Below are 2,433 nucleotides of genomic sequence, written 5' to 3' on the forward strand. Positions count from 1 at the left end.
GTTTATTGACGATTAAGTACCGGCAAGCTGCCAGGAAATGTTTGACCATAATGAATTGAAAATGAAGAAGAAAGGCTTATTTATTTACAAAAAAAAGGGGAATCTTAAGTGATTCCCCTCTAGGTGGAGCCGAAGGGTGTCGAACCCTTGTCCGGTTGCAAAGCCAGAAAGGCTTTTGGCAAAATCATTAAACAATACAGCTATTAAAGGATCACAATCACATCAGTCGACAAGCGCTTTTGCATCTTTTAATTCTTTTCGGAGTGTTCAAGACTTATCCTCAAAGTAAAAAAGAAATCCACTTCATCTCTCAGGAAAGAAAACCTGGAAAATTCACAGCGACCACCATCTTTTTGTCTCTGAATTCCTGGCGTTGGTCGATTAGCTTCCCAGGCTGGTATAATGCTGCGATTTGCGCTGAAACGTTTCCTGTGCTTGCACGTCTTAATATCAGAACAATCAATAAAAACATTATAAAAATTAAAACTCAAAGCATATGAAAACTTTATTAAAAACATTATTCGCGTCATCTTTAGCATTAGTATTATCTACTTCAGCAGTGTTATCAGCTAACGCATCTGAAACCATCAAACCTGTTCACGCTTCAAAAGCATTGAGCTTCAAACGCATCAAAGTAAAAGGAAATGTAGAACTGACCATTATACAGGGAAAACGTACCGGCATCAGCTATGCAGATGAAAACACTGGTAAAGTTAAGGTTGTGCAGAGCGGAGATGGTTTAGAGATTACCTCTTTGGATAACAGCACCGCAAAACTTACCATTTACGTAAATGATATCTATCGCATCCATGCAATGGACAACGCTAAAGTAAAAACACAGGGTAAAATCAATACGCAATATTTGCAGGTTTTCTTAAGCGGAAATGCATCACTAGACTTAAACTCACAAACTGACGGATTGTATACTGTGATCGAAGATCATGCTGATTTAACCTTAAGTGGTTCAACCGGCGACCATATGCTCGTAATGGGCAAAGGACAAAAGCTGACCATGGATAAATTCGTTGCAGCTAATACAAAAACCAGCATAAATACTGAAAATGCACTAGCTTCCCTTAGCAAGTAAAAAAAGAATTATATTTTGGTTCAGGCGGTCTGTTTACGGACCGCCTTTTTTGTTTGATCGATACAGGTCTGTTCTGGATCAATCTGGAAAAAAGAAAAATGCAGAATGAAAAGTACTTCACCTGCTTTCAGCACAACGTTTTTTTTCTCCTCAATTACATCAGATAGGGTATGCCGTTTCGCTTTTAGGTTCTGAGAGTACAAAATAACTTTGAACGGTTGTGATATTGGGCAGTGTAGCGAGTTTGTTCCGCAGAAATTCGTGGTAATCATCCATATCCCTGGTAGCAATACGGAGAATAAAATCGTGCGSACCGGTCATCTGCAAACATTCCATTACCTCGCCAAACTTAGAAACTTCGGTTTCGAATTCGATCAGGGTTTTAGCCGTATGTTCTTTCAACAATACATGCGAAAAAGCGATCAGGTTTCTGTCGATCTTTTTCCGGTCGAGAATGGCCACAATCCTTTTAATATAGCCTTGTTCCTTTAATCGTCTTATCCGTTCATGGATAGTGGCTATAGACTTGTGCAGCTTCAAGGATACTTCTTTATTGGTTAAAGAGGCATCGTGTTGCAACAATTTTAGTATTTCTACATCAACCTGATCTAAATCTCCGTGGGTCATAAACGTTAATAAATTGAAAAAAAATATAATGAAAGTTAAAAAATCAAGCCAAAACTGAAATAAAGACTAAATAATAATCAAAAAAGCAGAAATTTTCTGTAAAAAACAACATGTATTGACGTAAAAAATTATAATACTGAATTTTACCGAAATAAAAATCAATCAAAACAGCTATTGCTATCTGATGTAATCAACAGTTATGACCACAATAACAGCAAATAAAATGACTTCTGCCATGGAGGGAAAATTCGAACATTTATCGCTTCTGGTTGGTAACACACCAATGCTTGAGCTCACCTATACCTACCAGGGGAGTGTGGGCAAAATTTATGTTAAATGCGAGCATTACAACTTAACTGGCAGCATTAAAGACCGGATGGCACTTTACACGCTAAAAAAAGCATACGCCGAAGGTAAGATCAAAGCTGGTGATCGGATTATTGAAGCCACCAGCGGCAATACCGGGATTGCATTTGCGGCCATAGGTAAAGCTTTGGGCCATCCGGTTACCATCATTATGCCAAATTGGTTGAGCAAAGAGCGCATGGATATTATTAAAAGTTTAGGTGCAGAGATTATTCTGGTGAGCAAAGAAGAAGGCGGTTTTATCGGCAGCATTAAACTTGCAGAACAGATGGCCGCAAGCGATCCAAATATTTTCTTGCCTCAGCAGTTCGAGAATATCGCCAATCCGGAAGCACATGAACATACCACAGGTA

The 2,433-nt window shown here is 38.7% G+C and carries 3 protein-coding genes; 2 read left to right on the forward strand and 1 reads right to left on the reverse strand.

Annotated features, from left to right (window positions below; translation table 11 throughout):
- The first annotated feature begins 496 nt into the window (after nucleotides 1-496).
- On the forward strand, nucleotides 497-1,087 hold the full coding sequence (locus AC1DPQ_RS24700) for a GIN domain-containing protein (protein WP_477611182.1): 591 nt from the start codon (nucleotides 497-499) through the stop codon (nucleotides 1,085-1,087).
- 159 nt (nucleotides 1,088-1,246) lie between these two features.
- On the opposite strand, the gene AC1DPQ_RS24705 is transcribed toward AC1DPQ_RS24700, so the two are convergent.
- The gene (locus AC1DPQ_RS24705) at nucleotides 1,247-1,714 is read right to left on the reverse strand and encodes an Lrp/AsnC family transcriptional regulator (protein WP_477611183.1); all 468 of its coding nucleotides are present in this window, start codon (nucleotides 1,712-1,714) and stop codon (nucleotides 1,247-1,249) included.
- Between the two features lie 199 nt (nucleotides 1,715-1,913).
- Between AC1DPQ_RS24705 and AC1DPQ_RS24710 the strand changes: the two genes are divergently transcribed.
- Nucleotides 1,914-2,433: PLP-dependent cysteine synthase family protein (locus AC1DPQ_RS24710; protein ID WP_477611184.1), on the forward strand; the 520-nt coding region annotated here is incomplete at its 3' end.

This window comes from Pedobacter sp. 01T416_2, from assembly GCF_056398925.1.

What these genes read in the sequence shown, in the direction of transcription:
- AC1DPQ_RS24700 (WP_477611182.1), top strand. Translation starts at nt 497, where the DNA reads ATGAAAACTTTATTAAAAACATTATTCGCGTCATCTTTAGCATTAGTA.